Origin of the sequence: Lelliottia sp. 489 (assembly GCF_050435885.1) — a bacterium.
In the GTDB taxonomy this organism is placed as follows: domain Bacteria; phylum Pseudomonadota; class Gammaproteobacteria; order Enterobacterales; family Enterobacteriaceae; genus Enterobacter; species Enterobacter nimipressuralis.
The window spans coordinates 52,885-77,827 of the sequence record NZ_JBNDLC010000006.1; the positions used below are offsets into that span (position 1 = coordinate 52,885).

Annotated in this window: 23 protein-coding genes; 11 read left to right on the plus strand and 12 right to left on the minus strand. The window is 58.3% G+C overall.

Going from position 1 to position 24,943, the window contains the following annotated elements; genetic code table 11:
• Positions 1 to 44 precede the first annotated feature (44 nt).
• Positions 45 to 1,544: an inorganic phosphate transporter PitA gene (pitA, locus tag ABIE11_RS17320; RefSeq protein WP_100778511.1), complete on the minus strand. Its 1,500-nt coding sequence runs from the start codon at positions 1,542 to 1,544 to the stop codon at positions 45 to 47.
• Between the two features lie 230 nt (positions 1,545 to 1,774).
• Here pitA and ABIE11_RS17325 point away from each other — a divergent pair, with 230 nt between their 5' ends.
• From ABIE11_RS17325 to ABIE11_RS17335, 3 genes are all read left to right on the plus strand, one after another.
• Positions 1,775 to 2,965 (plus strand): NAD(P)/FAD-dependent oxidoreductase, encoded by a 1,191-nt coding sequence (locus ABIE11_RS17325; protein WP_107702669.1) that lies wholly within the window; start codon positions 1,775 to 1,777, stop codon positions 2,963 to 2,965.
• A gap of 142 nt (positions 2,966 to 3,107) precedes the next feature.
• A complete protein-coding gene (locus ABIE11_RS17330; RefSeq protein ID WP_429184966.1) occupies positions 3,108 to 5,531 on the plus strand; it encodes a DUF3772 domain-containing protein in 2,424 nt (807 codons plus the stop codon).
• Between the two features lie 128 nt (positions 5,532 to 5,659).
• Entirely contained in the window at positions 5,660 to 6,685 is a 1,026-nt protein-coding gene (locus tag ABIE11_RS17335) for a TerC/Alx family metal homeostasis membrane protein (protein ID WP_100778514.1), read from the plus strand.
• A gap of 75 nt (positions 6,686 to 6,760) precedes the next feature.
• Here the strand turns inward: ABIE11_RS17335 and ABIE11_RS17340 are convergent, their stop codons facing one another.
• On the minus strand, positions 6,761 to 7,420 hold the full coding sequence (locus ABIE11_RS17340; protein ID WP_100780795.1) for an HAD family hydrolase: 660 nt from the start codon (positions 7,418 to 7,420) through the stop codon (positions 6,761 to 6,763).
• 240 nt (positions 7,421 to 7,660) lie between these two features.
• Here ABIE11_RS17340 and ABIE11_RS17345 point away from each other — a divergent pair, with 240 nt between their 5' ends.
• Complete coding sequence (locus ABIE11_RS17345; RefSeq protein ID WP_429184967.1) at positions 7,661 to 8,188, plus strand: C40 family peptidase; 528 nt, start codon at positions 7,661 to 7,663, stop codon at positions 8,186 to 8,188.
• Here the strand turns inward: ABIE11_RS17345 and ABIE11_RS17350 are convergent.
• Complete coding sequence (locus ABIE11_RS17350; RefSeq protein ID WP_129034750.1) at positions 8,185 to 8,979, minus strand: SDR family NAD(P)-dependent oxidoreductase; 795 nt, start codon at positions 8,977 to 8,979, stop codon at positions 8,185 to 8,187. The two genes, ABIE11_RS17345 and ABIE11_RS17350, sit on opposite strands and share 4 nt — an antisense overlap.
• A 527-nt stretch (positions 8,980 to 9,506) precedes the next feature.
• Between ABIE11_RS17350 and arnB the strand changes: the two genes are divergently transcribed.
• The 7 genes from arnB to arnF are packed head-to-tail and all read left to right on the plus strand — an operon-like array spanning position 9,507 to position 16,882.
• On the plus strand, positions 9,507 to 10,655 hold the full coding sequence (arnB, locus tag ABIE11_RS17355) for a UDP-4-amino-4-deoxy-L-arabinose aminotransferase (RefSeq protein WP_181826983.1): 1,149 nt from the start codon (positions 9,507 to 9,509) through the stop codon (positions 10,653 to 10,655).
• Positions 10,648 to 11,631 carry an undecaprenyl-phosphate 4-deoxy-4-formamido-L-arabinose transferase gene (gene arnC, locus ABIE11_RS17360; protein WP_100778518.1) on the plus strand — a complete coding sequence of 328 codons (984 nt, stop codon included), beginning with the start codon at positions 10,648 to 10,650 and terminating at the stop codon, positions 11,629 to 11,631. The genes arnB and arnC overlap by 8 nt, the downstream gene beginning before the upstream one ends.
• Positions 11,628 to 13,610: a bifunctional UDP-4-amino-4-deoxy-L-arabinose formyltransferase/UDP-glucuronic acid oxidase ArnA gene (arnA, locus tag ABIE11_RS17365; RefSeq protein ID WP_107702672.1), complete on the plus strand. Its 1,983-nt coding sequence runs from the start codon at positions 11,628 to 11,630 to the stop codon at positions 13,608 to 13,610. Before arnC ends, arnA begins: the two co-directional genes overlap by 4 nt.
• Complete coding sequence (arnD, locus tag ABIE11_RS17370) at positions 13,607 to 14,509, plus strand: 4-deoxy-4-formamido-L-arabinose-phosphoundecaprenol deformylase (protein WP_123429822.1); 903 nt, start codon at positions 13,607 to 13,609, stop codon at positions 14,507 to 14,509. Before arnA ends, arnD begins: the two co-directional genes overlap by 4 nt.
• Positions 14,506 to 16,161, plus strand: coding sequence for a lipid IV(A) 4-amino-4-deoxy-L-arabinosyltransferase (gene arnT / locus ABIE11_RS17375; RefSeq protein ID WP_429184968.1), 1,656 nt, complete (start codon positions 14,506 to 14,508; stop codon positions 16,159 to 16,161). The genes arnD and arnT overlap by 4 nt, the downstream gene beginning before the upstream one ends.
• Positions 16,158 to 16,496 (plus strand): 4-amino-4-deoxy-L-arabinose-phosphoundecaprenol flippase subunit ArnE, encoded by a 339-nt coding sequence (arnE, locus tag ABIE11_RS17380; RefSeq protein WP_429184969.1) that lies wholly within the window; start codon positions 16,158 to 16,160, stop codon positions 16,494 to 16,496. Before arnT ends, arnE begins: the two co-directional genes overlap by 4 nt.
• Positions 16,493 to 16,882 (plus strand): 4-amino-4-deoxy-L-arabinose-phosphoundecaprenol flippase subunit ArnF, encoded by a 390-nt coding sequence (arnF, locus tag ABIE11_RS17385; RefSeq protein WP_429184970.1) that lies wholly within the window; start codon positions 16,493 to 16,495, stop codon positions 16,880 to 16,882. Before arnE ends, arnF begins: the two co-directional genes overlap by 4 nt.
• On the opposite strand, the gene acpT is transcribed toward arnF, so the two are convergent.
• From acpT to ABIE11_RS17430, 9 genes are read right to left on the minus strand one after another with little or no spacing between them, the layout of a single operon-like run.
• Positions 16,848 to 17,447, minus strand: coding sequence for a 4'-phosphopantetheinyl transferase AcpT (gene acpT, locus ABIE11_RS17390; RefSeq protein ID WP_429184971.1), 600 nt, complete (start codon positions 17,445 to 17,447; stop codon positions 16,848 to 16,850). The two genes, arnF and acpT, sit on opposite strands and share 35 nt — an antisense overlap.
• Before the next feature lie 2 nt (positions 17,448 to 17,449).
• Positions 17,450 to 18,679: a beta-ketoacyl-ACP synthase gene (locus tag ABIE11_RS17395; RefSeq protein WP_429184972.1), complete on the minus strand. Its 1,230-nt coding sequence runs from the start codon at positions 18,677 to 18,679 to the stop codon at positions 17,450 to 17,452.
• Positions 18,676 to 19,407, minus strand: a complete 732-nt coding sequence (locus ABIE11_RS17400; RefSeq protein WP_102105293.1) for a 3-ketoacyl-ACP reductase FabG2 — start codon at positions 19,405 to 19,407, stop codon at positions 18,676 to 18,678. Before ABIE11_RS17400 ends, ABIE11_RS17395 begins: the two co-directional genes overlap by 4 nt.
• The gene (locus ABIE11_RS17405; protein ID WP_102105294.1) at positions 19,404 to 19,877 is read right to left on the minus strand and encodes a 3-hydroxy-fatty acyl-ACP dehydratase; all 474 of its coding nucleotides are present in this window, start codon (positions 19,875 to 19,877) and stop codon (positions 19,404 to 19,406) included. The genes ABIE11_RS17400 and ABIE11_RS17405 overlap by 4 nt, the downstream gene beginning before the upstream one ends.
• Positions 19,874 to 21,043, minus strand: a complete 1,170-nt coding sequence (locus tag ABIE11_RS17410) for a beta-ketoacyl-[acyl-carrier-protein] synthase family protein (RefSeq protein WP_429184974.1) — start codon at positions 21,041 to 21,043, stop codon at positions 19,874 to 19,876. The genes ABIE11_RS17405 and ABIE11_RS17410 overlap by 4 nt, the downstream gene beginning before the upstream one ends.
• A gap of 1 nt (position 21,044) precedes the next feature.
• Positions 21,045 to 21,629, minus strand: coding sequence for a DUF3261 domain-containing protein (locus ABIE11_RS17415; protein ID WP_429184976.1), 585 nt, complete (start codon positions 21,627 to 21,629; stop codon positions 21,045 to 21,047).
• Positions 21,626 to 23,947: an MMPL family transporter gene (locus tag ABIE11_RS17420; RefSeq protein ID WP_429184977.1), complete on the minus strand. Its 2,322-nt coding sequence runs from the start codon at positions 23,945 to 23,947 to the stop codon at positions 21,626 to 21,628. The genes ABIE11_RS17415 and ABIE11_RS17420 overlap by 4 nt, the downstream gene beginning before the upstream one ends.
• Positions 23,916 to 24,521 carry a LolA family protein gene (locus ABIE11_RS17425; RefSeq protein ID WP_107702683.1) on the minus strand — a complete coding sequence of 202 codons (606 nt, stop codon included), beginning with the start codon at positions 24,519 to 24,521 and terminating at the stop codon, positions 23,916 to 23,918. The genes ABIE11_RS17420 and ABIE11_RS17425 overlap by 32 nt, the downstream gene beginning before the upstream one ends.
• A complete protein-coding gene (locus tag ABIE11_RS17430; RefSeq protein WP_100778532.1) occupies positions 24,518 to 24,940 on the minus strand; it encodes an acyl-CoA thioesterase in 423 nt (140 codons plus the stop codon). The genes ABIE11_RS17425 and ABIE11_RS17430 overlap by 4 nt, the downstream gene beginning before the upstream one ends.
• Between the last annotated feature and the right edge of the window lie 3 nt (positions 24,941 to 24,943).

Consider the following 24,943-nt stretch of genomic DNA (forward strand, 5'->3'; position numbering starts at 1 on the left):
AGCGGGTCAGTTTCCTGACCCGCTTTTTCATTGCTTATCCTGCATTAAATCAGTTTCAGCGAGATCCAGTACAGACCGCCTGAAAGCAGAATGGACGCCGGGAGGGTGAAGACCCAGGCCATCAGGATGTTGGTCACGGTTTTACGCTGCAAACCGCCGCCATCAACAATCATCGTACCGGCAACCGAAGAAGACAGAACGTGGGTCGTTGAAACCGGCATACCGGTGTAGCTCGCCAGACCGATAGAAACAGCCGCTGTCATCTGCGCGGACATACCCTGCGCATACGTCATGCCTTTCTTACCAATCTTCTCGCCGATGGTGGTCGCCACACGACGCCAGCCAATCATGGTGCCGATACCCAGTGCCAGCGCGACCGCCATGATGATCCAGATAGGCGCGTACTCAATGGTATTGAGCATATCGCTTTTCAGTTTCTTCAGCAGACGCTGGTCATCAGCGTTCACTTCCGGCAGCTTCGCCACTTTATCGGTCACATCAGAGATGCACAGCATAATGCGACGCATCTGACCACGTTGTTCTACGGTCAGTTTGTCATAGCTTTCGATATCGCCCAGCATCCCTTTCGCACGTTCCAGCGCGTTAATCGCGTTGGCCGGGTGGCAGTGGAACTCGCCCGGTGCGGTTGCAGCGCCTGGCTCTGGAGAAGGAATCAGCTGATCAACGCCGGTCGCTTTCTTCAGCAGATCAGGGTGCTGCTGGAAGTAAACTTCGACGTTGTTGACGGCGTCACGAGTACGGGTGATTTCGTATCCGGTGGCATTCATGTTAACCACGAAACCTGCCGGAGCCACGCCAATCAGAACCAGCATGACCAGGCCAATGCCTTTCTGACCGTCGTTTGCGCCGTGAGAGAAGGCGACGCCGATAGCGGAAATAATCAGTGCAATACGGGTCCAGAACGGTGGCTTCTTCTTGCCATCTTTCTTTTCACGCTCTGCGGGTGTCAGGTGAATACGGGCGCGTTTTTTGGTACCGCTCCAGTAACGACGCAGGATGAAAATCAATCCACCTGCCACGACCAGACCCACAATAGGGGAGATAATCAGGGAACCGAAGATCCCGACAACTTTAGGAATGTTCAGCGCATCAACCACAGACGTACCGGTCATGAGGGCATTGGTTAAACCGATACCGATAATCGCGCCAATCAGCGTATGAGAACTGGATGCAGGCAGGCCGAAATACCAGGTACCGAGGTTCCAGATAATGGCGGCAAGCAGCATTGAAAACACCATGGCGAGACCATGGCCTGAACTCACGTTCAGTAACAGGTCCGTTGGTAGCATGTGCACAATGGCATAGGCTACGCTGAGACCTCCGAGGAGAACACCAAAGAAGTTAAATACAGCCGCCATAACAACCGCTACTTGCGATCGCATTGCGCGAGTGTAGATAACCGTTGCGACTGCGTTCGCAGTGTCGTGGAAGCCATTGATAGCTTCGTAAAACAGTACAAATGCCAGAGCAAGCAATAGTAAAAGCCCGGTATGTAAATCCAGACCAGCAAACAAATGTAGCATAGGACGTTACGCCATTTTGGAGGACATGAACGCGGCGCATTATCCAGGACAAATGCGCAACGGGCAAAGTGAAATATAGCTTTTTTTTGATATACCTTCTGCTTTGTTTGCGTCTGGTAAAGAAATATATTTTATATTTCAATTAAATGACTGACATATCGGTTTTTTGCGCTGGTGCGACCACATAGGAAACTTTACAATTCGAGCCTGTTAAACAAGAGGATTTCGACGTGGAAAGGTTTGATGCCGTAATTATTGGCGCCGGTGCGGCGGGAATGTTCTGTGCGGCCATGGCCGGACAGGCGGGTCGTCGTGTGCTGTTGCTGGATAATGGCAAGAAACCCGGCCGCAAGATCCTGATGTCTGGCGGGGGTCGCTGTAACTTTACTAATTTATATGTCGAACCCGCCGCGTATTTGAGTCAAAACCGTCATTTTTGCAAATCTGCTCTGGCGCGCTATACCCAATGGGACTTTATCGATCTGGTCGGTAAACACGGCATTGCGTGGCACGAAAAGACGCTCGGTCAGCTGTTCTGCGATGACTCCGCGCAGCAGATTGTCGATATGCTGGTGGCCGAATGCGAGAAGGGCGGTGTGACCACACGCCTGCGTACCGAGGTGCTGAGCGTCTCGCGTGATGACAGCGGCTACACGCTTGAACTGAACGGTGACACGGTCAGCGCGGACAAACTAGTGATCGCGAGCGGTGGTCTGTCGATGCCGGGGCTGGGCGCAACGCCGTTCGGCTATAAAATCGCCGAACAGTTTGGCCTGAAAGTTCTGCCGACCCGCGCCGGTCTGGTGCCGTTCACCCTGCACAAACCGCTGCTGGAGCAGCTTCAGACCCTTTCCGGCGTGTCGGTGGCATCGACCATTACCGCCGAAGACGGCACCCTTTTCCGCGAAAACCTGCTGTTCACGCACCGCGGCCTGTCAGGCCCGGCCGTGCTGCAAATCTCCAGCTACTGGCAGCCGGGGGAATTTGTGACGGTGAATTTAGTCCCGGACTGCGATCTGGCCGCTTTCCTCGATGAACAACGCGCCGCGCATCCGAATCAAAGCCTGAAAAACACGCTGGCGATGCAGCTGCCGAAGCGTCTGATTGAGTGCCTGCAACTGCTGGGGCAGATCCCGGACGTCACCCTCAAGCAGCTCAACGTGCGCGATCAGCAGGCGCTGGTCGAGACGCTGACCCACTGGCGCGTTCAGCCAAACGGCACCGAAGGCTATCGCACGGCGGAAGTGACGCTTGGCGGCGTGGACACGGATGAACTCTCGTCCCGTACGATGGAGGCCCGTAACGTCCCTGGGCTCTATTTTATTGGTGAAGTGATGGATGTGACGGGCTGGCTGGGCGGATATAACTTCCAGTGGGCCTGGGCGAGCGCCTGGGCCTGTGCGCAGGCACTGGCGGAATAAGCGGCACTGAAAAAGCCCGAAGCCATTCGGGCTGATATCGTGAGAATACGGACTTTCCCGCTACTCTTCCTGCAATTAGCAGGTATCCTTAGGGATCTGTTGTTGGTCGTTCATTTTTCGATTTCGCGGATCTCACCACACTATGCAAAAAATGTTAAGAATGCCGCTGCTACTGGCATTGTTGTCGTGTCTGATACTGACGCCCTTTTTCTCTCATGCAGACGACGCGCCAACGCAAACCGAGGCGGAGCAGCCTGTAAAGGTCAACGTCAGCACGGCGCTGCCTGCGCTGCAAAAGCGCCTGGATACCCTCAAGCAGCAGGTCTCTGCGGTTAAAACCGACAAAAAATTCACCGCCCTGAATGACGATGCCCTTAAGCTTGCCGAAGACGCGAACAAACTGGCGGTTATCCTTGCGCCGCAGCTGACGCAGATTCAGGCGCAGCTCGACGTACTCGGCCCAGCGCCCGCTCCGGGCACCGTTACCGAAACGGCGCAGGTGGTTGGCCAGCGTAAGCAGCTCAATAACAGTAAAACGCTGCTAACGACCCAGATTGAACAGATCAAAGCCATCGCCGTTAACGCCCAGAATCTCTCCAGCCAAATCTACGGGCTGCGCCGTGATGCACTGAAAACGCAGATCGCCCTGAATACTGGCAGCATTCTGGGTGAGAAATTCTGGTCGCCTTTGATTTCCCCTAACGAAAAAGACACGCTGCGGTTTGACGAATTCGGCTCGCAGATCGGCGATGCCTGGGATCAGGCCTGGAGCGAAGACTGGTATATCGGTTCCGGCTTCTATCTGCTGTTAGCGCTGATCATCGGCCTGTTCGGGCGCAAGGCGCTGGACAAACCGATGAACTGGATCTTGCCGCGCTGGCTGCCGCAGGGACGTTTTCGCCGCAGCTTCCTGGCCTGTTTCACGACGCTGAGCACCACGGTGACGCTCGGCATCAGCATGCAGCTGCTGTGCTATATCTTCACACGTTTGCCAGACACGTCCCGTCTGGTGCTGGATTTTGCCGATCAGCTGGTTGAGCTGACCTATTTCTCGGCGGTGATTGCCGGGCTGGGTATCGCGCTGCTGTCGAACAGCCATCCGTCGTGGCGTCTGCCGGGCATCGCCGACTCGCTGGCGAAAACGCTCGCCTCGTTCCCGATCCTGCTGGCGGCGTTTATCTTTATCTTCGGCATTATCGAGCAGCTCAACGGGCTGGTCGGATCGAGCATTGATGCAACGCTGTTCGGCAACGGCTTGTCAGCGCTGCTGGTGGCGCTCAACTGCCTGATCGCCCCCATCCGCGTTAATCGTATGCGCCGTAAAATGCGCGCCGAAGGCGAGCAAACCGAGGCGCGCTCGACGATGGCGGGGCTGATCCACCTGGTGATCAGCCTGACGGCGTTTGTCATTCTGATTGCCCTGCTGATCGGCTACATCCCGTTGGCGCGATTTGTTACCTTCGAACTGCTGTGGATTGGCCTGGTGGTCAGCTGCCTGTACCTGTTGATTCATTTCGTGGTGGATTTGTGCGAGGCGGTGTTCTCGCCCACGACCCACAGCGGCAAGATTTTACAAAGCACCCTCAGCCTCAATGAGCGCCATCTGTCGCTGGCCTCCACGCTGTTTTCTGCGCTGGGTAAAACCACGCTGCTGCTGATGGCCGTCGTGGCGCTGCTGAACGGTACCTTTGGCACCACCACGCCGCTCGAATTAGTCAGCAAAATCGCGGATATCTGGGGCGGTAAGGGCCTCGAGAGTATGAATATTATCCCGGCGCACGCGGTGAATGCCGTGGTGTGCCTGGTGGTCGGGTGGTATATCCTGCGCTCCTCGCGCCGCTGGCTGGATCACGATTTCCTGCCGAAAACCACGATGGACAGAGGGCTTCGCGCCTCGCTGGTGACGCTCTTTACCAACGTCGGCTACGTGCTCCTCATTATGCTCACCCTCTCGATGCTCGGCATTGAGTGGAACCGTCTGGCGTGGATCGTCAGCGCCCTGTCGGTCGGTATCGGTTTTGGCCTGCAGGAGATTGTTAAGAACTTTATCTCCGGCCTGATTCTGCTGACGGAACGCCCGGTGAAAGTGGGGGATCTGGTGAGTATCAGCGGCGTCGAAGGGGATATTCGCCGCATCAACGTTCGTGCGACAGAGATTCAGCTCGGCGATAAATCAACGGTGATCGTGCCGAACTCGCAGCTGATTTCCCAGAACGTGCGTAACGCTACCATGGGCAATGCGCAGGGCGTCGCGACTATCACGCTGACCTTCCCGCTGGATATCGATCCGGAGCAGGTGCGCAATTTGCTGCTGGATGCCTATACCCTGCATGAGTCGATTCTGGAAGCGCCTGCGCCGTCGGTCAGTTTCAAGGAGCTGGGGCCGAACGGGATTGTGCTCAGCGTGACGGGGTATGTAAACAGCCCGCGTATGGTCAGTTCCACGCGCAGCGATTTGCTGTATGAGATCCTCAAAATGCTGCGTGCGGCGGGCATTAGTCTGAGCCAGACTCAAACGATGGTGCTGGAGCAGCCGCATAAAATCACGCCAGTGGAAGAGGCGTAAACTCTCATTTATCCCGTCGCAGCCTGACGGTGATAAACTTCTTCAGGGCTGGCAACGGCCCACTTTTCATTTTGTCTGTTTTTTGAATTCTGCATGGTGTGTGTTTTGTTCTTAAAAAGGGTTGTGTAATGACATCTGCTCATCTCGGTTTCCCGACGGAAACCGTTGTTGTATTCGTAGTGATGGCGGTGGGGGCGATGTTTATCGATCTCTTCATGCATCGCCACGACAAACCGGTCTCGCTGAAAAGCGCCGTAATGTGGTCCATTTTCTGGCTCATGTTAGCAATGGCGTTTGCCGGGTTCCTGTACGTTCACCACGGCGCCGAAATGGCGAGCCTGTTCCTCACGGGTTATGCGCTGGAAGAGGTGCTGTCCGTCGATAACCTGTTCGTGATGATGGCGATTTTCGCCTGGTTCGGTGTACCGGATAAATACCGTCACCGCGTGCTCTACTGGGGCGTGCTCGGGGCGATTGTCTTCCGGGGGATTTTCGTGGCGATCGGTACTAGCCTGTTGAGCCTTGGGCCGTACGTCGAAGTGATTTTTGCGCTGGTGGTAGGCTGGACCGCGCTGATGATGCTCCGTCGTAACGAAGAGAGCGACGAGGTTGAGGACTATTCTCACCATCTGGCCTATCGGCTGGTGAAACGCTTTTATCCGGTCTGGCCGAAGATCAGCAGCAACGCGTTTCTGCTGACCCAGAAAGAGGTGGACGCCGAGCTGGAAAAACCCGAAAACCAGGATGTGATGGTGGGCCGCGTGAAGAAAGCGAAGCGCTACGCCACGCCGCTGCTGCTGTGTGTGGCGGTGGTGGAGCTGTCGGACGTGATGTTTGCCTTCGACTCCGTGCCCGCGATTATCGCCGTCAGCCGTGAACCGCTGATTATTTACAGCGCCATGATGTTTGCGATCCTCGGCCTGCGTACGCTCTATTTCGTGCTGGAAGCGATGAAGCAGTATCTGGTCCATCTGGAGAAATCGGTGGTACTGCTGCTGTTCTTCGTGGCGTTCAAGCTGGGGCTAAATGCGACCGACCACTTCTGGCATCACGGCTATAACATCACCGCGAACATGAGCCTGTTTGTGGTGTTGGGCGTGCTGGCGTTAGGGATTATCGCGAGCGTGGTGTTCCCCGGGAAACGAGCGGCCTGACGCCCTTATCCCGGCTCTCTCCCCAGTGAGAGGGGACAAAAACTAAAACGGCAACCCTGGGTTGCCGTTTTGCATTTATTTAATAGGCGAATGACGTCGCGCTCTTGGCGGATGGAAATGCCGCCAGTGCGGGTCCTGCGCTGCGGCCAGCAGTTCATGATCGCCACGCGTATCGCCCCAGGCGCGCAGGTGGTAATCGTTCAGATTGCCGTAAACCCGCTCCAGCCGCGCCACTTTCTGCGCACAGCGACAGTTATGGCCGGTGATGCGGCCGGTCAGTTTCCCGTCCACCACTTCCAGCTGCGTACCAATCAGTTTAATGCCGAGCTTATCGGCCCACGGCTGCAATACCAGCGCCGGAGAGGCTGAACAGATCGTCACTTCCGCGCCGGAATTGACCTCCGCCGCCACGGCCATCACGCCTGCCGGGCGCATCAGCTTGCTCCAGTATTTCTCGCAAAACAGCTCGGCCTGCTGGCGCAGCCAGTGCTCGTCCACGCCCGTCAGGAACGTCCTCACCAGCACCTCTTTCAGCTCGTCGCGCGTCAGTTTGCGGCGTACGCAGTTGATGGTGGGCAGCGCCATACGCACCAGACGCCCGGCAAAGTAGCGTTTACCAAAGGCAAAGCGCAGAAAGGGGATAAAGCTGTCGTGATGCGTTAGCGTTCCGTCAAAGTCGAAAACGGAAAGCACGCTGGATTTTGCCACTGCCTCATCGGCAATCATATTGGTCATAAATAGGTCTTTGCTGAAATACACATTCTGCACATTAGTTTACCTGCTTTACCTTCACAGTCCCGCAATCACGTACTTTTTTTTCACAAAGTTGCGACCCGGCGGCAAAGTCCGTTTTTGGACCTCGCTGTGATTGGATGAAAAGTGAGCTGCCTATATTATCGCCACCTCGAAAGCTGATTCGAGGGAATATTGCCCCCTCACGCGTAAGGAAGAATTCACTCACTTCTTAGAACCTTTATGATGTTTAGACTGCTAATTTCAACCCTGCTGTTAAGTGTTGCTTCGTTTTCCGCAATGAGTTTTGAACTGCCTGCCTCGATGTTATCGCAACAACATGAGCTGTCGTTTTCGCCGGCAAAAACGTCGCTTGAGCGTCAGGATACTGACCCGCTGCGTGGCCGTATGTTGACGCAATACCAAAAATGGAAAGGGACGCGCTACCTCTGGGGTGGGTCTACGCATCACGGCGTTGACTGCTCGGCCCTGATGCAACATCTGTTTAGCGATGCCGCTGACCTCTCGCTGCCGCGTACCACAGGCGAACAGATCAACCGTGGCGTGCAGGTGGCGGAATACCGCCTTAAAGCCGGGGATCTGATTTTCTTCCAGACGGGGCCGCACCGCCGTCACGTCGGTGTGTATATCGGCGATCAGCAATTTATCCATGCCTCAACCAGCGAGGGGGTGACGGTCTCAACGCTGGCGAACCGCTACTGGCAGACGCACTTTATTACCGCCCGCCGGGTGACGGGCAGTGATGCCTAAATAATATCGTCCACGACGCCGCCATCCACGCGCAGTGCAGCGCCAGAGGTGGCGGACGCCTGAGTGGAACAGACATAAACCACCATATTGGCGACCTCTTCCACAGTCGATGCGCGCTGAATCACCGACGTTGGGCGATTGGCCATGACAAACTCTTTCGCCAGCTGCTCAAGCGGTTTGCCGGTTTTCTCCATTTCATCTTTCATCATCGCCGCAAACCCATCCGACATCGTCGGCCCCGGCAGGACGCTGTTCACCGTCACGCCGCTACCCGCCACGAATTTCGCCAGGCCGCGCGCCAGCGACAGCTGCGCGGTCTTCGTCACGCCGTAGTGGATCATATCCGCAGGAATGTTGCAGGCCGATTCGGATGAGATAAACACCACCCGACCCCAGCCTTTTTGTACCATGCCCGGCAGCAGGGCGCGCGACAGACGCACGCCGGACATCACGTTGGTCTGCCAGTAGCGATTCCAGGTGTCATCATCGGTGGTGTAAAAATCTTCCGGCCCGTAAACCCCGGCGTTGTTCACCAGGATATCGACGTTCGACGCCACCTTCAGCACCGATTCCACGCCTTCAGATGTGCTGAGATCGGCGATTGTCGCCCGCACCTGCACGCCAGGCACCGCCTGCTGAAGCTGCTGAATACCGTTATTGACCGATTCCGCGCTGCGCCCGTTAATGATCACTTCGGCACCGCTTTCCGCCAGTCCGCGAGCGATGGCAAGCCCAATCCCGCCCGTTGAAGCGGTGACCAGCGCGACTTTCCCCGTCAGATCGATTTTCATGGTCTGTTCCTTATGATGATAAAAGTTCAGACCATAAAGCGTAGCAGTTCAGAGAGAAGGGGGATTTCAAACACGCGCAGTTTTGGCCGTTAATATTAAATAGAAGCGACAATGCGCTGCAAAGAAAAGTTCCCCAGAATTTATCCTTTTAATTAAAGAAAACGCCCTTTTTCGCTTTGGTTAAGCATTCGTTTACTATTTCTGTTCGTCGCGTACTGAAATATATCTTTAACATGGCGTGAGCAGGGTCACATAATTAATCCTCAATGGCCTGTCATGTAACGTTATGTTATTGAAGTTATTTTATGTGATCCCTTCGCTTGTAATCCTTTTTTTATTATTCCTCTCTTAATTTTTTCCTAATAAAAGAACGTTACTTTGGGGTTAGTTGAGGCTTTGTTGACATTAATGAAGGTCCGACTGGATTTTATTTCAACTTTATTTAAAAAACATCCCGCACTATTTCGGTGAGTTGCCTGTAAAGACAGTCAGTTGATGATGCCTTTAATACCGCAAGGAAATTAATAATGAGTGATTTTCTGCCTTTTTCACGCCCGTCGATGGGTGCGGAAGAAATAGCAGCCCTGCAGGATGTTCTGGCGTCAGGCTGGATCACCACCGGGCCAAAAAACCAGGCGCTGGAAGAGGTATTTTGCACCCTGACAGGAAACCGTCACGCGATTGCCGTTAGCTCAGCCACGGGCGGAATGCACGTCACGCTGATGGCGCTGGGTATTGGTCCCGGCGATGAAGTGATCACCCCGTCCATGACCTGGGTGTCGACGCTGAATATGATCGTGCTGTTGGGCGCCACGCCGGTGATGATCGACGTCGATCGCGATAACCTGATGGTCACGCCAGATGCGATCGAAGCAGCCATCACGCCGCGCACCAAAGCCATTATCCCGGTGCATTATGCCGGCGCCCCGGCGGACATTGACGCCATCCACACCCTTGGCGAGCGCTACGGGATTCCGGTGATCGAAGATGCCGCCCACGCCGCCGGAACTTACTACAAAGGCCATCACGTCGGCTGGCAGGGGACGGCGATCTTCTCCTTCCACGCCATCAAAAATATGACCTGCGCAGAAGGCGGGTTAGTGGTGACGGATGACGAACAGCTGGCGCAGCGCATTCGCAGCCTTAAATTTCACGGTCTTGGCGTCGATGCGTTCGACCGTCAGACGCTTGGCCGCGCGCCGCAGGCGGAAGTGATCTCTCCGGGGTTTAAATACAACCTCGCGGATATCAACGCCGCGCTGGCCCTGGTGCAGCTCGGTAAACTGGGCAATGCCAACCACCGTCGCACGGAGATCGCCAGCCGCTATTTGCTGGAACTTGCCGACACGCCGTTCATGCCCCTGAGCGTACCCGCCTGGCCACACCTGCACGCCTGGCATCTGTTCATCATTCGCGTGGACGAAGCCCAATGCGGCATTACCCGCGACGCGCTGATGGAAGCCCTGAAAGCTCAGGGCATTGGCACTGGTCTCCATTTTCGCGCCGCCCACACGCAAAAATACTACCGCGAGCGCTTCCCGGATGTGTCCTTACCGAACACTGAATGGAACAGCGCGCGTATCTGTTCACTCCCTCTTTTCCCGGATATGACTCATGACGACACAACCCGCGTCATTGCCGCGCTCCATCAGCTTGCAGGACATGGACATGTTTAGCACACCGCCTGTAAAAAAAGTCTCGGTGGTGATCCCGGTTTATAACGAGCAGGAGAGTCTGCCGGAGCTGATTCGCCGGACCACAGCCGCCTGCGACACCCTGGGCAAGGAGTATGAAATCCTGCTGGTCGATGACGGCAGCAGTGACGACTCCGCGATGATGCTCACCGACGCCGCACAGGCTGACGGCAGCCCTATCGTCGCGGTGCTACTGAACCGCAACTACGGGCAACATTCGGCGATCATGGCCGGTTTCAGCCATGTGACGGGCGATCTGATCATCACCCTCGACGCCGATCTGCAGAACCCACCGGAGGAGATCCCGCGTCTGGTGGCGACCGCCGACGAAGGTTATGACGTAGTCGGGACTGTGCGCCAGAATCGCCAGGACAGCGTATTCCGCAAGCTGGCCTCACGCACCATCAACCGCCTGATCCAGCGCACCACGGGCAAAGCGATGGGCGATTACGGCTGCATGCTTCGCGCCTATCGTCGCCACATTGTCGATGCAATGCTGCACTGCCACGAGCGCAGCACGTTCATTCCGATTCTCGCCAATACCTTTGCGCGCAAAGCCACGGAGATCCCTGTGCTGCACGCCGAGCGCGAGCACGGGGAATCCAAATACAGCTTCATGCGCCTGATCAATCTGATGTACGACCTGATCACCTGCCTGACCACCACGCCGCTGCGTCTGCTCAGCGTCTTCGGCAGCATCATTGCGCTGATGGGCTTTGCGCTCTCCGTTCTGCTGGTTGTGCTGCGTCTGGCCTATGGGCCGCAGTGGGCCGCGGAAGGGGTCTTTATGCTCTTCGCCGTACTGTTCATGTTTATCGGCGCGCAGTTTGTCGGCATGGGGTTACTCGGTGAGTACATCGGCCGAATCTATAACGATGTCCGCGCACGTCCGCGCTACTTTATTCAACGTGTTGTTCGTCAGGAACACACCTCCTCTCAGGAAGGAAATCACCCATGAAAGCCGTTGTTTTTGCCTATCACGATATGGGATGTACGGGGACATTAGCCCTTCTGGAAGCGGGTTATGACATCGCCGCGATTTTCACTCACCCGGATACCGCAGGCGAGAACCACTTCTTTAGCTCTGTGGCACGTATCGCCGCTGAACGCGAAATCCCGGTGTATGCTCCCGATGACGTAAACCATCCGCTGTGGGTGGACCGTATTCAGAAGCTCGCGCCTGATGTGATTTTCTCTTTCTACTACCGCAACCTGCTGTGCGATGAGATCCTCAGCGCCGCGACCGTCGGGGCATACAATCTGCACGGTTCCCTGCTGCCAAAATATCGCGGTCGTGCGCCGCTGAACTGGGTGCTGGTGAACGGCGAAACGGAAACGGGCGTGACGCTGCACCGCATGGTGAAGCGCGCGGATGCCGGGGCGATTGCCGCCCAGCAGCGCGTGAGCATTGAAGCGGATGATACGGCGCTGACCCTGCATCATAAACTTTGTAGGGCGGCACAGACGCTGTTGAATGATGCACTGCCTGCGCTGCGTCAGGGCATTCTCAAAGAGACCGAACAGAATCACAGTGAAGCCACCTGTTATGGCCGTCGTACCCCGGAAGACGGGCGTCTCGACTGGACCAGACCGGCAGCACAGCTGCACAACCTGGTGCGCGCGGTGACTGACCCGTGGCCGGGTGCCGTGGCTTATGTGGGGGCGAGTAAATTTATCGTCTGGAAATCCCGCGTGCGCGCGGACATTCCGGCAGCCAGACCGGGGACGGTCATTTCGGCTTCCCCGCTGATTATCGCCTGCGGTGAACAGGCGCTGGAGATTGTCACCGGACAGACGGAAAACGGCGTATATATGCCGGGCACACAGCTGGCGCAGTCCTTAGGGCTGGTGAATGGCGCACTGGTGACCAGCGCGCCGTATGTTGCCGTGAAGCGTCGTACCCGCGTGCTGATCCTCGGCGTGAACGGTTTTATCGGTAACCATCTGACCGAACGTCTGCTGAAAGACGACAACTACGAAATCTATGGTCTCGATATTGGCTCGGATGCGATCAGCCGTTTCCTCGACTGTCCGCGCTTCCATTTCGTGGAAGGGGATATCAGCATTCACTCCGAGTGGATCGAATACCACATCAAGAAATGCGACGTGGTGCTGCCGCTGGTGGCCATCGCTACGCCAATCGAATATACCCGTAATCCGCTGCGTGTCTTTGAACTCGATTTTGAAGAGAACCTGAAGATCATCCGCGACTGCGTGAAGTACAACAAGCGCATCATCTTCCCGTCCACCTCGGAAGTGTACGGCATGTGCACCGATAGCGTGTTCGACGAAGATACCTCGAACCTGGTGGTGGGGCCGATCAACAAACAGCGCTGGATTTACTCCGTCTCAAAACAGCTGCTGGACCGTGTGATCTGGGCCTATGGCGAAAAAGAGAATCTGCGCTTCACCCTGTTCCGTCCGTTTAACTGGATGGGGCCGCGCCTCGATAACCTGAACGCGGCACGCATTGGCAGCTCTCGCGCCATCACCCAGCTGATCCTTAATCTGGTGGAAGGTTCGCCGATTAAGCTTATTGAAGGCGGCAAACAGAAACGTTGCTTCACCGATATCAGCGACGGCATCGAAGCGCTGTTCCGCATCATCGAGAACAAAGACGGACTCTGCGATGGGGAAATTATCAATATCGGCAACCCGGAGAACGAAGCGAGCATCCGCGAACTGGCCGAAATGCTGCTTGCAAGCTTCGAACGCCACCCGCTGCGCGACCGCTTCCCGCCGTTCGCTGGTTTCAGCGAAGTGGAAAGCAGCAGCTATTATGGCAAAGGGTATCAGGACGTTGAGCACCGTAAGCCGAGCATCCGCAATGCGAAGCGCTGCCTGAACTGGACGCCGACGGTGGATATGGTTCAGACCATCGACGAAACCCTCGATTTCTTCCTGCGCACCGTGGAGCTGTCGGAACAGGCATCATGAAAAAAGTCGGTTTACGCATTGATGTCGATACCTTTCGTGGCACCCGCGACGGTGTGCCACGACTGCTGGAACTGCTGAGCGAGCACCAGGTGCGCGCCAGCTTTTTCTTCAGCGTCGGGCCTGACAACATGGGGCGTCATCTGTGGCGCCTGTTTAAACCGACCTTTCTGATGAAAATGCTGCGTTCACGCGCGGCTTCCCTCTACGGCTGGGATATCCTGCTGGCGGGCACCGCCTGGCCTGGCAAGCGCATTGGTGCGGGTAACGAAGAGGTGATCCGCGCCGCTGCCCTGAGCCATGAGGTAGGGTTACACGCCTGGGATCATCACGCCTGGCAGGCCTGGAGTGGCGTGTGGAAAATTCCCCGTCTGACCCGCGAAGTGGAGCGTGGTCTGATGGAGCTGGAAGCGATCCTCGGCCAGCCGGTTCACTGCTCTGCGGTGGCGGGCTGGCGCGCAGATCAGCGTGTGGTGCGAGCCAAAGAGCCGTTTTCATTTCGCTATAACAGCGACTGCCGGGGCAGTGGGCCGTTTTTACCGCAGCTCGGCGAGACCCGGCTCGGCACCGTGCAAATCCCGGTGACGCTTCCGACCTGGGATGAAGTGGTCGGGCGGGAAGTCACGGCGGAGAATTTTAACCGTTTTATTCTCGACTGCATCCATCGTGATACCGGCACGCCGGTCTATACCATTCACGCCGAAGTGGAAGGGATTGCGTATCAGCAGGATTTCGCCGCGCTGCTGCAACTGGCCGCCCAGGAAGGCATTCAGTTTTGCCCGTTAAGCGAGATGTTACCCGACGATCTCAGCACCTTGCCCGTCGGGAAAATCGTCCGTGATGAATTGGCTGGCCGCGAAGGCTGGCTTGGTTATCAACAAACCGTGAGCCCAGCGCCATGAAATCTGCGCGTTTTAGTGTCGCTCTTTTCGTTCTGTTTGCGCTTTACTATCTTCTGCCCGTCGATATTCGTCTGCTCTGGCAGCCGGATGAGACGCGCTATGCGGAGATCAGCCGTGAAATGCTGGCCACTGGAAACTGGGTGGTGCCGCATTTCCTTGGGCTGCGTTATTTTGAAAAACCGATTGCCGGGTACTGGATAAACAGTCTCGGTCAGATGCTGTTTGGCGATTCGAACTTTGCCGTGCGCGCCGGGGCGATCTTCTCTACGGGGCTGACCGCGCTTCTGGTTATCTGGCTGGCCTGGCGGATCTGGCGCGATAAACGCGTGGCGCTGACCTCGGGTGTGATTTTCCTGACTCTGCTGCTGGTCTACGGCGTAGGCTCGTACGCGGTGCTGGACCCGATGATCACCCTTTGGCTGGTCGCCGCGATGTGCAGCTTCTGGATGGCGGCGCAAGCGAATACCCGCGCAGGCAAAATCGGCGGTTACCTGCTCCTGGGGCTGGCCTGCGGCATGGGGGTGATGACCAAAGGTTTTCTGGCGCTGGCGGTGCCGGTTGTCGCCGTGCTGCCGTGGGTCATCGTGCAGAAACGCTGGAAAGAGGTGCTGTTGTACGGTTGGCTGGCAGTTCTGAGTTGCGTAGCGATCGTCCTGCCGTGGGCGCTGGCGATTGCCCAACGCGAGCCGGATTTCTGGCGCTACTTTTTCTGGGTCGAGCATGTCCAGCGTTTCGCCAGCAGCGACGCCCAACATAAAGCCCCGTTCTGGTACTACCTGCCGTTCCTGATGGCCGGGAGCTTACCGTGGCTGGCGCTGTTGCCTGGCGCATTGCGCCTCGGCTGGCGTGATGTGAAAGAGGCGCGCGGTGGGTTCTACTTGTTAGGCTGGGTGGTGATGCCGCTGCTGTTTTTCAGCATCGCGAAAGGCAAACTGCCGACCTACATTCTGCCGTGCTTCGCGCCGCTGGCGATGCTGATGGCGCGCTATGCCTGGTCGCTTGTCGGAAGCGGGGTCAAGGTCCTGCGTGTCAACGCGATCATCAACCTGGCGTTTGGCGTGCTGGGCGTCGTCGCGGCGCTGATCGTTTCGCCGTGGGGACCGACCAGACATCCGGTCTGGACTTCCGTCGAGCTGTACAAAGTCTTCTGCGCGGTAGTGGCGTTTCTGGTCTGGGCGCTGGTCGGTTTGTGGACATTACGCCGGGCGCAGCAGCGCTGGTGGCTGGCGGCGCTCTGTCCGCTGGGGCTGGGACTGTTGCTCGGGTTTGTGGTGCCGAATCGGGTGGTGGACTCCAAACAGCCGCAGTCGCTGGTGGAGACCGTGCGACAACCATTAACGGAGAGCCGCTTTGTGCTGGCGAACAACGTCGGCATTGCCTCCGGGCTGGCGTGGGACCTGAAACGCAGCGATATCATCATGTTTGGTCAGAGTGGCGAGCTGAAATACGGCCTGGATTATCCTGACGTGCAAGGACGCTACGTGGGCAAAGATGATTTCCGTCGCTGGCTGGCGGAACATCGCGCGCAGGGGAAAATTTCGCTGGTGATTCTGCTGTCGAAAAACGATGACCTCGCGCGCGCCGATCTGCCGAAACCGGACAGTCTCTATATTCAGGGACGTCTGGCTTACCTGCAGTATCTCCCGCAATGACGGTCTGGATCTGGCTGGGACTGGCAAGCCTGCTGAGCTGTGCGGGCCAACTCTGCCAGAAACAGGCCACGCGCCCGGCAAAAGACGGCGGGCGAGGGAGGCATATCGTCTTCTGGCTCGGCCTGGCGCTGCTGGCGCTGGGCGTCGGCATGGTGCTGTGGCTGATGGTGCTCCAGCGTTTGCCGGTAGGGATTGCCTACCCAATGCTGAGCCTGAATTTTGTCTGGGTGACGCTGGCAGCGAAAGCGTTCTGGCGCGAGAAGATCGCGTTTCATCACTGGATGGGCGTGGGGCTGATCATGGCCGGCATTGTGCTGCTGGGAGGTAGCCTGTGAAGGGGGCATTCTGGGCGCTGTGCAGCGTCGTGCTGGTGAGCGGGGCGCAACTCCTGCTGCGCTCGGCGATGATGGCTTTGCCGCCGGTCGCTGAGCCGATCGCATTGCTTAGGGCATTGCAGCACTTTGCCCCCGGCAGCGGCATGTTGCTGCTGGGCTTAAGCGGTTATGTCGCGTCGATGGGCTGTTGGTATCTGGCGCTGCACCGCATGGCGCTAAGCAAGGCTTATGCGCTGCTCAGCCTGAGCTACATTCTGGTGTGGATTGCCGCTATCGCGCTACCCGGCTGGAATGACTCGTTCTCCTGGGCCGGGCTGGCGGGTGTTGGGCTGATTATCGCAGGGGTATTGGTTATTTTTTGGCCAGCGGTGCAAAAGGCGAAATAGATTCAGGTGTCAGCGTAAAAGGCGTTGGTGTACAGACCGCCAGACTCAGGGACCCAAACTGAAGCTGACTCACGGAGTGCGGCTGCTTTGCCGCGCTGTCGATGCTGACGATCTGCCAGGCGCTGCCGCCGCGTTGTTTAACGATCGCTTCTTTGCGCGTCCAGATGCGCCAGAATGCCTGCAGTTTTTCCTCGGGCGTTTCGCGCTCCAGCTCATGATGTTCGGCCACACTGAACACGGCGTTGGCCAGCGCCTGCCAGTTATCACGCGGGCGAATCACTTCGATATCGCACCCCACTTCGCCTTCATCGCTCAGCAGCAGGGCAATATCATCGCCGCTGTGGCTCAGGTTAAACCACAGAGGACGATCGCCCACAAACGCCGGTTTTCCCTGTTCGCCAAAGACGATTTCCGGCAACGGGGCGGGCGACAACGCGCGGGTGAGCAGCGTCCGGCCCGCTAACCAGCGGGCGCGTCGGGCACCTTCGGGCGCCCTGTCTGCCAGCGCTGATGCATAAGGATCAGCGTTAAGAGTGGAAATTTTTCCCAGTACAAACTGGTACATAGTCACGCCCAGCGTTTGATGATGATCGAAGTATTGATGCCGCCAAATGCGAAGTTATTGCTTTGCAGATATTCACAATCAATCCGGCGGGCTTCCCCCATAATATAATCTAAAGCACCGCATTGCTCATCCGGTTGTCTTAAATTGAGGGTCGGGGCGAACCAGCCTTCGCGCATCATTTGCAGGCTCATCCACGCCTCCAGCGCGCCGCAGGCGCCGAGCGTATGACCGAAATAGCTCTTTAACGACGAAATCGGCACGTTATCGCCATAGATCGCCGCCGTCGCCAGGCTTTCAGCCATATCACCGCGATCCGTCGCCGTACCGTGGGCGGAGATGTAACCCATATCCATCGCGCTCAGTCCCGCCATTTTCAGCGACTTTTCCATGCAAATTTGCATGGTTTCACGCTGCGGCTGGGTGATGTGGGCGGCGTCGCAGTTGGTGGCGAAGCCGACGATCTCCCCGTAGATGGTCGCGCCGCGCGCTTTGGCGTGCTCCAGCTCTTCCAGAATCAGCGTGCCTGCGCCTTCGCCAATCACCAGACCGTCGCGCTGTTTATCGAACGGTGACGGGGTGGTTTTCGGCGCGTCGTTGCGCTGGCTGGTGGCAAACAGGGTATCAAACACCGCCGCTTCTGACGGGCAAAGCTCTTCCGCGCCGCCCGCGACCATCACCGTCTGATAACCGTGGCGAATGGCTTCCCACGCGTAGCCAATCGCCTGGCTGCCGGAAGTGCAGGCGCTGGAGGTCGGAATCACGCGCCCGCGCAGGCCGAAGAACAGACCGGTGTTGACCGCCGTGGTGTGCGGCATCATCTGCACATAGGTCGTGCCGGTGATGTTGTTGGTATGCTTTTCCGTCAGCATGGTGGCGAATTCGCTTACCGGGCCGGTACTGCCGGTGGACGAGCCGTAAGCGATCCCGGTTTCGCCGTTAGTCAGTACCGCTTCGCCAATCAGCCCGGCCTGCTCCAGCGCTTTTTCGGTGGCGCGCGTCGACATCAGCGACACACGCCCCATCGCGCGGATGCGTTTGCGGGTGTAGTGCTCCGGCAGGGTGAAATTATCAATCGGTGCGCCAAGCAGAGTGTGCAGCCCGTCATAGACCTGCCATTCGGGCATTTTGCGCACCGCATTTTCACCGGCAAGAAGTCCCGCCGAAACCGACTGCCAGTCCTCTCCAAAGGCGGTGACGCCGCCCATGCCTGTAATGACCACACGACGTGTCATAGCATTCCTCCATTAATGGAAATGACCTGGCGGGTCACATAGCCCGCAATGTCTGACATCAGGTAACTGGCCAGGCCAGCCACTTCGTCAGCCTGCCCCATACGTTTCATTGGGATAATGGACATCGCCTCTTTCAGGGCGGTCTCTTCCATTTCGATCATTCCGGTGTCAATCAACCCTGGTGCAATACAGTTGACGGTGATTTTGCGCTTCGCCAGCTCAATCGCCAGCGCTTTGGTGGCGCCGATGATTCCGGCTTTTGCCGCGCTGTAGTTCACCTGTCCACGGTTGCCCATCACGCCTGATACGGAGGAGAGCGTGATAATTCGCCCGCCTTTGCGCAGGCCAATCATCGGCATGATGCACGGGTGAATGACGTTGTAAAAACTGTCGAGATTGGTGTGGATCACGCTGTCCCAGTCATCCTCGCTAAGGGCCGGGAACGCGCCGTCGCGGGTGATACCGGCGTTGCTGACCACGCCATACCACGCGCCGTGGGTCTCGATCTCCTGCTCCAGCACCTCGCGGCACTGCTCGCGATTGCCGACGTCAAAAGAGAGTAAACGGCCCTGGCCGCCTGCCTGCTGGATAGACTCCAGCGTCTGCTGCGCGCCCTCGGCGTCGCGGTGATAATGCACGCCCACGATAAACCCGTCAGCGGCGAGTTGTCGGGCGATAGCGCGTCCGATGCCTTTGCTGGCTCCGGTGACCAGAACGGAACGATTCATGTGGATGATTCCTGATTAAAAAGCGAAGTTAACTCTTCCGCGCTCGGCTGGAAGGTATTGACACGGCCTGTTGCCAGCGTGGTGCCGTCTGCGGCAATGGTGCATTCGAAGCTGCCAAAACGTTCGTCCTGCATCAGCAGCTTCACACTGATTGTCAGCGCGGAACCCGCCGGGAAGCGCCCTTCGGCGCACACCAGCTCACGCGCGCCCAGCACCATACCCAGCGCGATACTGCTTTGCCCCTGCTGGTGGCGATGCCAGCCGGACCAGACGCCGACGGTCTGCGCCATCAGCTCAAGGGCATACCAGCCGGGCAGATCGCCATCGGCAGTGAGAAAGGGCGCCAGCACGCTCTGAGGGCTGACACGCACGCCACACGCGGCGCTCTCTTCCGTGACGTTTTCCACCGTTTCCAGCAGCAGCATCGGTGCATCGTGGGGTAAATAGTCCACGGGTGATAAATAACTCATGACACTCTCCCCAGCAAAATGCTGGCGTTGTTGCCGCCAAACGCGAACGAATTAGACAAAATCACCGGTTTTTCCAGCGCGACGGGCTGATGCAGCACGCCGCAGGGCGGCAGGCTCGGATCGGGTGCATAGCGGGTAAAATCCTGCGCCGGCAGCGGCAGATCGCGGGTCAGGAGCAGCCAGCTGAGTGCGGCTTCCGTAATCCCCGCCGCGCCCAGCGTGTGGCCGGTCAAATGTTTGGTTGAACTGCACGGAACCGCCTCGCCGAAGAGGTCATGTACCACCTGCGACTCAATCTGGTCGTTCAGCGGCGTCGCCGTGCCGTGCAGGTTGATATAGCCAATCTCATCCGGCTTCTGGCCCGCTTCGTTAAGCGCCTGGGTGATGGCGCGAATCGCCCCTTCGCCCTGCGGATGGGGGGCGGAGATGTGGTAGGCATCGCTTGATTCGCCGGTGCCCAGCAGCGCGACGGGCTGCGGTTCGCGGGTCAGAATCATCAGCGCTGCGCCTTCGCCGATGGTGATCCCGCGACGGTCGCGGCCAAACGGCTCGCACAATGTGGTGGAGAGGGATTCGAGGCTGTGGAATCCGTTGACCGGCATCCGGCTCAGTGTATCCGCACCACCAACGATGGCGATATCCGCCAGCCCCGCGTCAATCAGACGGCGGCCGCTGATGATTGCGCGCGCACTTGAGGAACAGGCTGTAGAGAGCGTAAACGCCGGGCCTTCGAGCTTCAGCCAGTTGGCGAGAAAGCGCGACGGATCGCCCAGCTCCTGCTGCGGGTACTGCCAGCGCGTGCTCGCTTCGCCGTTCAGGGACCGACGCACATGCTCATCGCCCTCATCCAGCCCCGAGGTGCTGGTGCCGAGCACCACGGCCACGCGGTCATGGCCGAAACGGGCAATCGCCTCGTCAACGGCGCGCTGGATCTGCGCCAGGGCAGCCAGCAGCAGCTGATTATTGCGCGTGCGGTGAGCGGCGGCGTGGTCCGGAATCGGCGGCAGTTCGCCCTCGACGCCGCCGAGCACGATCTCCTCACCGCCCTGAAGCCAGCCTGTGCGGCTGTGCATGCCCGGTGCGACGCCACGCGCCAGGTTTTCGGCGATCTCGTTGGCCGAATTACCCAGCGCATTCACCATGCCCACGGCAGAAATATAGATCATCTTAGTCACCCAGATATTGAATGGTGATGTGGTAGTTAAAGACGTGCTGTTGGATGCTGATCGGCTCGCGTTTGCCTTTGCGCTGCAGATAGACAATCTCGGTCACCAGCGTGCCGCTGGCGTTGCGCAGCTCGCGGCGATCGCCCTTATCCGCAAGCGTCCAGCCCTTCGGCAGCTGCGGCAGCCAGGCGCCGATCGGCCAGTGGCTGAGCATCACGTCGGCCAGTACCTGACTGGCGGGCGGTAGTTGCGGCACGATAATCGACTGCTCGGTGTGAATACCTGTCTTGTCATAGGTGGCGAGAAACAGGCGGATCCCTACCGACGACAGCCCGGCCAGCGTGATTTTATCCGCGTCGGCGTTGAGCATCACCAGCAGCGATTGCGTCTGGCCGTTGAAGCTGCCGGTCAGCAACTGCTGAGAACTGACCGCCGGAGAAATCCCCGGCGCAGGCAGCGTCACTTTGGTGCCCGGCTGCAGCCAGGCCTGCGGGCGCGTGCCGTCACTGTTTTGCGTAGAGTGGCTACAGCCTGCCAGCAGCAGAGTCGCCATCAGGGCGAGCGCGTGACCAAACGGGATCATCATCGTTTTCTCTCTCTTATAGCTGGCATCGCCAGCGGAGCCAGCAGGAAGGCGGTGAAAATACCGCTGACCAGCACAATGCCGAAGCTGCTGATCGCCTGCGTGGCGCTAAAGACCAACATGCCGAGGGTCAGTAACGTGGTCATCATCGCCAGCGTAATCGCCAGCATGGAAGTAAGCGGTGTACCGCGCGGATTGCTGAAGAACAGGGTGTAGTTAATGCCAATCCCCAGCACCAGCACGAGGGCCAGCAGCGAAAACAGATTCACCGGATGGCCGGTTGCCGCCAGCGCTGCCAGACCACAGCCCAGCGACAGCACGGATGGCACCAGGCTTATCAGCCCCTTGCGCCAGCCGAGACGCACCATCGCTCCGCAGGCGATCACCGCCAGCGCGACCAACAGCAGGCCCGTCAGTACGTTGCGGTACAGGGAAAACAGGCTGTCGAAGCTCGCTTTGCGATCCACCCACGCCACACCCGGATGCGCTGCCGCCAGTTGACTCAGCGCCGCGCTGTTTTTCACGCCGTCGACCGGCACCAGCACGCCGCTGTGACCGTCGGGCAGCGTCAGCCACAGCAGACGCCAGCCTTCACTCGCCGGGCTGGCGAGCCAGGCGTCTGTGGTCACGCGCATGGCGTTCAGATCGGGTGATACGCTCGTCAGCCCCGCGCCATGTAAGACTTTCGTCACTGCCGGCGCGGCCTTGTGCAGCAAGGCCAAATCGCTTTTCTGTCGCGTCAGCGAGTTCAGGGGAAGGGGGCGGAACGCTTTTATTTCACCGGCTTTTTGCACCTGCGACAGGGCAGGGGTGAAGGCTTCCAGCCGCTCCAGCGTTTGCTGGGCGGAATCACCGTAGACCACAAACCATTTCTGATCGACGCTCTGCCCGGTGAGGGCGGTAATGGTTTTTTCCTGCGCCAGAATCGCTTTCGGGAGCGCCTGGAGCTGGGCGATATCGTCATCCACCCGCAGGCTGGCGATCCCGACCACGGAGACCACGGCCAGCATGACCGGCAGCCCGACGGAGAGAGCCTTGTTGCGCCGCCAGGCGGCCAGCCAGCGCAGCATCAGCACCATCGCTGGCACCGGGCGAACAGGCAGCCCACGGCACAGCCATGGATGCCAGAAAATCACTGTCAGGCAGGAGGCGCTCAGCCCCACGGCGGCAAACACCGCCATCTGACGAATGCCAGGGAACGGGGCGAGCATCATGATGAAGTAAGCCGCCACGGTGGTCAGCAGGGCCAGCAGCAGGGCGTTACGCACTTTCGCCAGGCTTTGCCACGGCGAATCCTGCGCGCCGTGGACCATCCGTTCGGTCAGGTAATAAAGCGTGTAATCCGCTGAAATCCCGATGATGCTCATGCTCATCACCAGCGTCATCAGATGCAATTCGCCAAAGATTGTCAGCGTGGCGACGGTTCCGGCCAGCGCGCCGATGCCGATGGAAATCAGGCATAACAGCAGCGGGCGCAGGGAGCGGAACACCGCCACAATCAGCAAAATCACCCCCAGAAGGGTGGCGACGCCGAGAGTCGAAATATCCTGTTTTGCCTGCTGGCTGGCGTAGTCGCTGTAAAACACGGTGCCGCGCGATAACAGCTGAGCCTGCGGGAAAGCCGTTTTCAGCTCACTTTCCAGACCCTGCAGCGTTGTCACCAGATGGTGCGTTTGCTGCATATCGAACGACTCCCCCGCCAGCTCGCCGTGGAGCAGATACCAGTTGTTTCCGGCGGCGTCCTGGGTCACCAGCCAGCCGTCCATCAGCCGCAGTTTTTGGCTGTTTTGCGCCAGCGCCAGCTGCGAACCGCGCATCAGCATCAGCGGGTCGTTTTGCAGCTCTTTGCCGCTGACGCCGGAGAAGGCCGAGTACAGCTGAGATAAGATCCACTGGGCCTGGGCCTCACCGCCGTTTTGCAGGCGGGCGCGGGTGGCGCTGTCGAGCAGGCCGTTACGGTGCTGCCAGAAAAATTCGCCCCAGGCTTTTTGGCTGTTGGCATCCATCGGGCCTTTGACCTGGCTGAGGGCGTCCGATTTTTGCAGCAGGGTTAACCACCGTTGAGCCACGCGCGGGTCCGGCGTTTTGCCGGGGCTGACCAGCCACACCAGCTGACGGTCCAGACGCTGCATAAATCCGTCGTTGAGCGCAGGCGGGATCGCCCCGAGCGTCTGCTTGGGCAGCATCGCCAGCACGCTGCTGTTGAGTCGCGCGCCGGGCAGCAGCGACAGCAGGACGCCCAACAGAACCAGGCATACCACACCCCAGAGCAGCGCCGGGTGCCGGGTGTTACGGTGCGGCAAAGCGTTGGCGTTCGTCATGAGTCAGGCTGGCGGGCGTCAGTTGATGGCGGGAAAGGACGATATCCGTGCGGTCGCCCTGCTTGTCGTTGAGCTGGATCGACTCGAGATAGGTCGCGCCACCCAGATTCATAGTGGCGAAAATCTTGTCCAGCGGCGTGGTGATGGGCGTGAGCACCAGCGACCAGCGGCCCGCGCCGAGATCCTTAAAATCTATGCGGAAGTTCTCTTCCAGCACGTGGCGATCGGCCTGGAACAGGGCGCGCAGCAGATGGTTAAACTGGAACATCTGCGGGTTGTTCTCGGCGGTGATCGTCTGCGGCGGCTGGCCGTTGATCGCCTGCACCATGCGTTTGTCGTCCAGCAGCAGGGTCATCGGGAACGGGGCTTTCTGATCCCACAGCAGACCGTCGTCGCGGGCGATCAGCATTTCGCCCTGCGAGCGCAACGGCTGCGGCAGGTCTTTGATGGTGCGGGTCTGCTCGAAATGCGCGCGCACTACGGGCTGCTCGGTAAAGCGTTGCTGCAGTTCATCGAGCGTAACCGCGCTGACCAGCGGGCTGACCAGCAGCGCCAGCAATGGCAACCATTTCATGGCGTAACTCCCATTCGTTCAAACAAAATTGCCGGGCTGACGAAACACAACTCCTGGCTGCTCTCTTCCACGGCCACCTGGATGGTGTACCCGGTGGTGGTTCGCTTTCCGGTTTCGGCGTCGAAAATCTGGTAGGCGATACGCAGACGGTTTTCAAACTCTTCGATGTGCGCCCGGACGCGGATGCGCTGTTCGAATTTCACCGCATCGCGGTACTTCACCCGCGTATCGACCACCGGCCAGACGTAGCCGGATTCCTTCATCTGCCGATAGCCATAATTAAACTGGTTGAGTAGCGCCTCGCGGGCGATCTCAAAGTAGCGGAAATAGTTACCGTGCCAGACCACGCCCATCATATCCACGTCGTGGAAAGGGACGGTCAGCTCGACGTCAGTCGTAAAACGGGGATCGGTCAGCACCCT

Excerpts from the sequence above, each read along its gene's own strand:
- pitA (WP_100778511.1), bottom strand. The coding sequence starts at position 1,544 with ATGCTACATTTGTTTGCTGGTCTGGATTTACATACCGGGCTTTTACTA.
- ABIE11_RS17330 (WP_429184966.1), top strand. The coding sequence starts at position 3,108 with ATGCAAAAAATGTTAAGAATGCCGCTGCTACTGGCATTGTTGTCGTGT.
- ABIE11_RS17335 (WP_100778514.1), top strand. The coding sequence starts at position 5,660 with ATGACATCTGCTCATCTCGGTTTCCCGACGGAAACCGTTGTTGTATTC.
- ABIE11_RS17340 (WP_100780795.1), bottom strand. The coding sequence starts at position 7,420 with ATGACCAATATGATTGCCGATGAGGCAGTGGCAAAATCCAGCGTGCTT.
- ABIE11_RS17345 (WP_429184967.1), top strand. The coding sequence starts at position 7,661 with ATGATGTTTAGACTGCTAATTTCAACCCTGCTGTTAAGTGTTGCTTCG.
- ABIE11_RS17350 (WP_129034750.1), bottom strand. The coding sequence starts at position 8,979 with ATGAAAATCGATCTGACGGGGAAAGTCGCGCTGGTCACCGCTTCAACG.
- arnB (WP_181826983.1), top strand. The coding sequence starts at position 9,507 with ATGAGTGATTTTCTGCCTTTTTCACGCCCGTCGATGGGTGCGGAAGAA.
- arnC (WP_100778518.1), top strand. The coding sequence starts at position 10,648 with ATGTTTAGCACACCGCCTGTAAAAAAAGTCTCGGTGGTGATCCCGGTT.
- arnA (WP_107702672.1), top strand. The coding sequence starts at position 11,628 with ATGAAAGCCGTTGTTTTTGCCTATCACGATATGGGATGTACGGGGACA.
- arnD (WP_123429822.1), top strand. The coding sequence starts at position 13,607 with ATGAAAAAAGTCGGTTTACGCATTGATGTCGATACCTTTCGTGGCACC.
- arnT (WP_429184968.1), top strand. The coding sequence starts at position 14,506 with ATGAAATCTGCGCGTTTTAGTGTCGCTCTTTTCGTTCTGTTTGCGCTT.
- arnE (WP_429184969.1), top strand. The coding sequence starts at position 16,158 with ATGACGGTCTGGATCTGGCTGGGACTGGCAAGCCTGCTGAGCTGTGCG.
- acpT (WP_429184971.1), bottom strand. The coding sequence starts at position 17,447 with ATGTACCAGTTTGTACTGGGAAAAATTTCCACTCTTAACGCTGATCCT.
- ABIE11_RS17395 (WP_429184972.1), bottom strand. The coding sequence starts at position 18,679 with ATGACACGTCGTGTGGTCATTACAGGCATGGGCGGCGTCACCGCCTTT.
- ABIE11_RS17400 (WP_102105293.1), bottom strand. The coding sequence starts at position 19,407 with ATGAATCGTTCCGTTCTGGTCACCGGAGCCAGCAAAGGCATCGGACGC.
- ABIE11_RS17405 (WP_102105294.1), bottom strand. The coding sequence starts at position 19,877 with ATGAGTTATTTATCACCCGTGGACTATTTACCCCACGATGCACCGATG.
- ABIE11_RS17410 (WP_429184974.1), bottom strand. The coding sequence starts at position 21,043 with ATGATCTATATTTCTGCCGTGGGCATGGTGAATGCGCTGGGTAATTCG.
- ABIE11_RS17415 (WP_429184976.1), bottom strand. The coding sequence starts at position 21,629 with ATGATGATCCCGTTTGGTCACGCGCTCGCCCTGATGGCGACTCTGCTG.
- ABIE11_RS17420 (WP_429184977.1), bottom strand. The coding sequence starts at position 23,947 with ATGACGAACGCCAACGCTTTGCCGCACCGTAACACCCGGCACCCGGCG.
- ABIE11_RS17425 (WP_107702683.1), bottom strand. The coding sequence starts at position 24,521 with ATGAAATGGTTGCCATTGCTGGCGCTGCTGGTCAGCCCGCTGGTCAGC.